Here is a 6,342-nt window from a genome sequence, read left to right as displayed (position 1 = left end):
CCGATTGCAGGAAGAAAATTTGCAAGCACGCATGTTGCTTCAAGTACACGATGAACTTATACTAGAAGCGCCAGAGGAAGAAATCGAAAAATTAAAAGATGTTGTAGCATCAGTCATGGAACAAACCGTCGAATTAAGTGTTCCGTTAGAGGTGGATTATTCGTATGGTCCAACTTGGTATGATGCTAAGTAAGTGAGGGGAATGACACCATGCCGGAACTGCCAGAAGTAGAAACGGTCAGAAAGACATTAATAAACTTAGTATTGGATAAAACGATAGAACACGTATCTGTTTATTGGGGAAATATCATTAAGCAGCCAGGGGACCCAGAAGAATTTGCGAGGTTGTTAAAAGGCCAGTCCATTCATGATATTGATCGCAGAGGGAAATTCATGATCTTTTATTTGGATGACCTGGCTATGGTTTCCCACTTGAGAATGGAGGGCAAGTTCGGGGTGTATGACTCTTCTGTGGAAAAGCCGAAGCATACCCATGTCATCTTCCATTTTACAGATGGAACAGAACTCAGGTACAACGACGTACGTAAATTTGGTACCATGCATGTTTTTCAGAAGGGGGAAGAATGGCAAAACAAGCCTTTGAAACAACTTGGTCCCGACCCTTTTGATGAAGCATTCACGCTGGACTATTTTTACGAGAAGCTTCAAAAAACGTCCCGGAATATGAAGGCTGTCCTCCTCGACCAGACGATTGTTGCAGGTCTAGGCAATATCTATGTAGATGAAGCATTGTACCGGGCACGTGTCCATCCTGAACGTATAGCTAAAGACCTTACAGAAAAAGAAGCTGAGCGTGTGAGGGAATCCAGCATCGAAGTCATCCTTGAAGCCGTTGAACAAGGTGGAACGACGATTCGCTCTTACTTGAATAGTCAAGGTGAAATCGGAATGTTTCAACAGCGCTTGCGTGTGTATGGGAAGCAGGACTCTCCTTGCTCCGGCTGCGGTTCTCCAATCGTTAAGCTGAAAGTGAGTGGAAGAGGGACTCACATTTGCCCTGCGTGCCAGAAATAATCACCAAATAAGCTTGAGCCCATATACTAATCCACAGCTATTAAGCAGAGGTGGATGGTATGGGGATCATTACATTTACATTCTTGTTTGTCACCGCAGTAAGTATTGATAGTTTTGGCATTGGATGCGTGCTTGGTATGAAGCGTATCCGACTTGCCTTGAGCGGAGTTGTATTTATTGCTTTCTTATCGGGGCTTGGGTTCTTGCTTTCTTCTTATATGGGGCATTTGTTGCTTCCTTTTATATCTCCAGAATACGCGGATCGACTAGGGGCCATAGCCTTGATTGGTATAGGCATTTACTTCTTATGGCAGTATTTTAGAAAGCCAGAGTCCTCGAAGGGAGATCCCTGGCTGAAGCCGGCCCGTGTACTGAATGACCCTCAAACGGCGGATGTCGACCGCTCTGGAGGGATTCGGGGGAAAGAGGTCTGGCTGCTTGGAACAGCCCTATCTTTAGACACAATTGGTGCTGGAGTGAGTGGAGCATTCATTGGAGTATCCCCGTTCATTACTTCAGCATTGATCTTTCTTGCGACTTTCCTCATGCTCTTTATCGGGATCAAGGGCGGAGCTAAGTTTAGTGAGAAAGCAGAAAGTATTTCTATTTTGCCAGGAGTATTGCTTATTATCATCGGTATTATAAAGCTTGCGTAAAGGATGTGTAGAATGACAGTAGTCATCGGTTTGACAGGCAGTATTGCCAGTGGAAAAAGTACAGTATCTAACATGTTTACGAAATTGAACATTCCAGTTATTGATGCAGATCAAATCTCCCGGGAAGTTGTTGAACCAGGGAAACCTGCTTATGAACAAATCGTGGCAGCCTTTGGGGAGGGCATTTTGCAAGATGACAAAACCCTCGACCGAAAACAACTCGGTAAAGTCGTTTTTTCGGATGAAGGTAAAAGGAAACAACTGAACTCTATTGTGCATCCTCAAGTAAGAAAGGAAATGCTGAACCAGCGGGATCACTATATTTCTGAACATTATCCCGCGGTTGTTTTAGACATTCCTTTACTTTTTGAAAGTGAACTCACCCATTATGTAGACCAAATCCTGGTCGCTTATGTCTGTGAAGAAACTCAGTTAGATCGTTTGATGCAACGTGATCAGTCCTCCCGTGAGGATGCGCAGCAGCGTATTGAAGCACAAATTTCTGTTAAGAAAAAGGCGGAAATGGCAGACGCAGTCATAGACAATAACGGCACGGTTGAAGAAAGTTTTAGTCAATTAAAAGACATACTTCATAAATGGAACATCGTATACTAACACGTCAGGGCTTTTTAGGCTTTTGACGTGTTTTTTAATTTTTTATAAAAAGTTATGTACAAAACTGAAAAAGCGCTTACAATATGTTATACTATTCGTGAAAAAACGATTCATAAGTATATCACATATAGGGGGCTGGATCATGGGGAAAACAAAGATCGCCATTAATGGCTTGGGGAGAATAGGAAGAATGGTTTTTAGAAAAGCGGCTGTAGACGAATCGATAGATCTTGTAGCCGTTAATGCGAGCTATCCAGCAGAAACTATTGCACATATGTTGAAGTATGACAGCGTTCATGGTCGTTTTGAGGGAGAAATTAAAGCATCATCAGATGGGTTGCTTGTTAATGGCAAGAAAGTTAAATTATGCTCTACAAGAAACCCGCTGGAATTACCATGGAATGAATTAGAGATTGATATTGTCATTGAGGCTACAGGGAAATTCAGAACGAAAGAGGAAGCATCCTTACACATGGAAGCAGGGGCGAAGAAAGTGATTATTACCGCTCCTGGAAAACAGGTGGATGCTACAATTGTAATGGGAGTTAATGAAGAAACGTATGATCCAAGTGATCACCATGTCATCTCCAACGCTTCTTGTACGACGAACTGCTTAGCACCAGTCGTAAAGGTTCTTGAAGACGAGTTTGGAATTGAAAATGGTTTAATGACAACGGTCCATGCGTTTACGAATGATCAAAAGAATTTGGATAATCCACATAAAGATTTACGAAGAGCTCGCGGCTGTACGCAATCGATTATTCCGACATCCACGGGAGCAGCAAGAGCACTTGGAGAAGTCATCCCTAGTTTGAAAGGAAAGTTGAATGGGATGGCATTAAGAGTTCCTACGCCGAATGTTTCTTTAGTCGATCTCGTCGTTGATCTTAAAAAAGACGTCACGGCCGAAGAAATCAATGAGGCTTTTGCCAGAGTCGCCCGGCGGGAGATGAAAGGAATATTAGAGTTCAATGATGAACCGCTTGTATCCATTGATTACACGACTTCTCCTTCATCAGCTATCATAGATAGCCTTTCGACTCAGGTCATTGAAGATCGAAAGGTCAAAGTGCTGGCCTGGTACGATAATGAGTGGGGATATTCCTGCCGTGTCGTTGATTTGGCAAAGTATGTTGGTAACATAATGAAGCAGGAATCGACAGCTAGAGTCTCATAGGTGGAAATGTCACCCAATTGTATTCTATAATAGGAACCAACGTGCAAGATTTATATTGATTCAGTCTCTAAGGAAAAATATATCTTGCAAAATGGGGGTAAACCGTATATACTTCTTTTTGAACTTCTGAATTGCATAAGGTATCATGTCTACTCAAAGGGTTAGGACCTCTCAGGACTAACTTTCCCCCGTGGTAGCTCATGACTGTTATTTAGAAGACTAAGAAGTTAATGTACAAAGGGGGATCCTAGCAATGGATACAATGGGAAGACATGTAATAGCTGAACTATGGGATTGTAATGAAGGAAAATTGAACGATATGTCGTATATAGAACAAGTATTTGTCGATGCTGCACTTAAAGCAGGGGCGGAAGTAAGAGAGGTAGCCTTTCACAAATTCGCACCCCATGGTGTAAGCGGAGTCGTCATCATTTCTGAATCACACTTAACGATTCACAGTTTCCCTGAGCATGGGTATGCGAGTATCGATGTTTATACATGCGGAGATCGCATCGATCCGAATGTGGCTGCAGAATTTATTGTAGACGCTTTGGAAGCGGGGCGTAATGAGACGGTAGAAGTACCAAGAGGGATGGGACCTGTTGAAGTCCAACAGTCTCGTGCTTTATAATGATGAACTGAAATTAAAGCCACACAGTAGCCCTGTGTGGCTTTTTTGGCATTTCAAAAGAACGTGGCAGGCTAACTGCTTCATCGCTTGTCTTGGGCCTGCAGGATGTAGGTCAGTTCGCCGTTGGCACAGGACGTGCCGGGGGTAGCCGAACTTCTTTGATTGTGTCTCCCAGGGGGACTCCACATTTCATTTTTTCAGGATTTAGTTCCAGTTCGCAGCTCCTATCTACATAAGACAATCGCTGTTGTAGAGAAAGATCTCCCTACCTCATCGCTTGTCTTATGCGTACGGAGCTACCCGCTCACTTCCACCTTTCTAATACCATTTCTTATTTTGTTGAATCGTGTTAAAATGTAGAGAGTATATGTCGAATGGACTGAAGGGGTTAGGTAAGTGAAGGCTTTTATTTCTAAATATTTCAGCAATCATTCCGAAACTAGTGAAGAGCACAAAGATTCGCAGCTTGTTACGCATTATTACAAGGCGAAGCATGATGAATTATTTAATGCGGTGGAGAGCATGTTTTCCAGTCCATCAGAGGTCGTAGCTGTTTCTAAAGAACGCGGGGAAATTACGATTAAGTATAAAGGGAAGCGTCGTGCGTTTATTGTTGCAACGGTAATTATGGTTAGACCGTTCCGGACAGCGGTGGACTTTTCGGTTACGACTGATTCAGGCGGACCAGTGGATTTTGGATTCAGCCGAAATCTCATTGTACAATTTTATGAAAAATTGGATAGTCAGTTTACGACTATCGATCCATCATAGGTGATGAATGAAATGAGACGATGTGGAGTTGATCGAAGTTGAAATGTCCGAATTGCCACTATAAAAGCACAAAAGTATTGGATTCGCGACCTATTGAAGAAGGTCAATCCATACGGAGGCGCAGGGAATGTGAACAGTGTGATTTCCGTTTCACTACGTTTGAGAGAATAGAAGAGGTTCCTTTAATCGTAGTCAAGAAGGAAGGAACACGTGAAGAATTCAGCCGTGAGAAATTAATGCGTGGTCTTATCCGCGCTTGTGAGAAACGGCCTGTGGCTGTTGAAGAATTAGAGAGCGTAACGCTTGATATAGAAAAGGAACTGAGAAACAGAGGTGTATCCGAAGTTCCTAGTAAAGATATCGGCGAGATGATCATGGAGCGTCTTTCATCCATAGATGAAGTAGCTTATGTTCGTTTTGCTTCTGTCTATAGACAATTCAAAGATATCAATGTTTTCATAGATGAACTGAAAGAATTAATTAAACACGAGGATGATGAATGAGCCTGACGTGGCTCATTTTCTTTTTCACAGCAGTGCACAAAGATAATACAGCTAAGACTTCAAGATTTATAGTAGAGGAGGTGTAAGAAGTGAATCATTCTGTAGGTAAACTCTTGCCCGTAGATGGGTTCCGGATTTTAAAATGTGGAGATCTGACGATGAATGCCCATCATTCGCTTACTCATCTTTACCAGCCCATCATTGGTCGATTAGCTATCTCTTTATACCAGGTTTTTGTGTCAGAATCAGAGCTTGTAAAAGTGAATGATGTACAGTCTCACCATACGTTAATGACCTATCTTTCCGCACCGTTGGATAAAGTTTATGATGCAAGGAGAATGCTAGAAGCGATTGGGTTACTAAGAACTTTCAAAGTGAAGAAAGAAAATGAACAATCGGTCTATCTATATAAAGTTTATCCGCCTTTTTCACCCGATGAGTTTTTTATGGATGATATGCTCTCTCTACTTCTTTATCATGAACTAGGAGCTGACAAATATCATCAAATCAAACAGCGTTTGATGACTGAATACGTAACATTGGACGAGTATGAAGAAGTGACCGTTACGTTTGATGAGGTCTTCCATTCTAAGTTTACAGAAGCTATTCCTGCTGATGTACAAACAAAAAGGGACGATTTAAATGACAGGAAAGAACGAGGACCTGTACTTAACTTCAGTCGCGTAGATTTTGATTGGCTTCACCAGTCGTTGAGAAACAGGATGTACCCGAGCGAGAAGATATTGACCGGACCGAACAAGCGGCTAATTGCTCAGCTTGCCTCCCTCTATAACCTGACAACATTGGAATTAGAGAAAGCCATCACGTGGGCAATTGATGAAAACCATCATTTAATTCATGAAGAATTGAAATCAGCGTGCCATGATTTTATGAAGGAAAAGCCCTCAAAAGATCATGCGAACCAGGTGGATCAGCGAGAAAAAATAAAAGAAA

Annotated in this window: 8 protein-coding genes and 1 pseudogene; all 9 read left to right on the top strand. The window is 42.2% G+C overall.

Translation table 11 applies throughout. From position 1 onward, the window contains the following. The coding region (locus tag LD39_RS09375) for a DNA polymerase (protein WP_156112603.1) at nt 1-193 on the top strand (193 nt) is incomplete at its 5' end. A gap of 17 nt (nt 194-210) precedes the next feature. Next, nucleotides 211-1,035, top strand: coding sequence for a DNA-formamidopyrimidine glycosylase (gene mutM / locus LD39_RS09370; protein WP_035545518.1), 825 nt, complete (start codon nt 211-213; stop codon nt 1,033-1,035). Between the two features lie 59 nt (nt 1,036-1,094). Then, nucleotides 1,095-1,691 (top strand): manganese efflux pump, encoded by a 597-nt coding sequence (locus tag LD39_RS09365; RefSeq protein WP_035545517.1) that lies wholly within the window; start codon nt 1,095-1,097, stop codon nt 1,689-1,691. A gap of 12 nt (nt 1,692-1,703) precedes the next feature. Further along, nucleotides 1,704-2,306 carry a dephospho-CoA kinase gene (gene coaE / locus LD39_RS09360; protein WP_035545516.1) on the top strand — a complete coding sequence of 201 codons (603 nt, stop codon included), beginning with the start codon at nt 1,704-1,706 and terminating at the stop codon, nt 2,304-2,306. Nucleotides 2,307-2,448: 142 nt separating this feature from the next. Beyond that, a complete protein-coding gene (locus LD39_RS09355; protein WP_035545514.1) occupies nt 2,449-3,483 on the top strand; it encodes a glyceraldehyde-3-phosphate dehydrogenase in 1,035 nt (344 codons plus the stop codon). Between the two features lie 253 nt (nt 3,484-3,736). Further along, on the top strand, nt 3,737-4,114 hold the full coding sequence (gene speD, locus LD39_RS09350) for an adenosylmethionine decarboxylase (protein WP_035545513.1): 378 nt from the start codon (nt 3,737-3,739) through the stop codon (nt 4,112-4,114). A 396-nt stretch (nt 4,115-4,510) separates the two neighbouring features. Then, nucleotides 4,511-4,885, top strand: a complete 375-nt coding sequence (locus LD39_RS09345; RefSeq protein WP_035545511.1) for a hypothetical protein — start codon at nt 4,511-4,513, stop codon at nt 4,883-4,885. 38 nt (nt 4,886-4,923) lie between these two features. Beyond that, complete coding sequence (gene nrdR, locus LD39_RS09340; protein WP_035545509.1) at nt 4,924-5,388, top strand: transcriptional regulator NrdR; 465 nt, start codon at nt 4,924-4,926, stop codon at nt 5,386-5,388. A gap of 89 nt (nt 5,389-5,477) precedes the next feature. Further along, a pseudogene (locus tag LD39_RS09335) lies at nt 5,478-6,342 on the top strand (helicase DnaB); the annotation flags it as partial.

The sequence above is a fragment of the Halobacillus sp. BBL2006 genome, from assembly GCF_000786645.1.
In the GTDB taxonomy this organism is placed as follows: Bacteria; Bacillota; Bacilli; order Bacillales; family Halobacillaceae; genus Halobacillus.
Note: the sequence above shows the minus strand (reverse complement) of the source record. Positions and strands in the feature narration are given on the sequence as shown.

Coding starts and splice junctions, on each gene's coding strand:
- LD39_RS09365 (WP_035545517.1), top strand. CDS start 1,095: ATGGGGATCATTACATTTACATTCTTGTTTGTCACCGCAGTAAGTATT.
- LD39_RS09355 (WP_035545514.1), top strand. CDS start 2,449: ATGGGGAAAACAAAGATCGCCATTAATGGCTTGGGGAGAATAGGAAGA.
- coaE (WP_035545516.1), top strand. CDS start 1,704: ATGACAGTAGTCATCGGTTTGACAGGCAGTATTGCCAGTGGAAAAAGT.
- mutM (WP_035545518.1), top strand. CDS start 211: ATGCCGGAACTGCCAGAAGTAGAAACGGTCAGAAAGACATTAATAAAC.
- speD (WP_035545513.1), top strand. CDS start 3,737: ATGGATACAATGGGAAGACATGTAATAGCTGAACTATGGGATTGTAAT.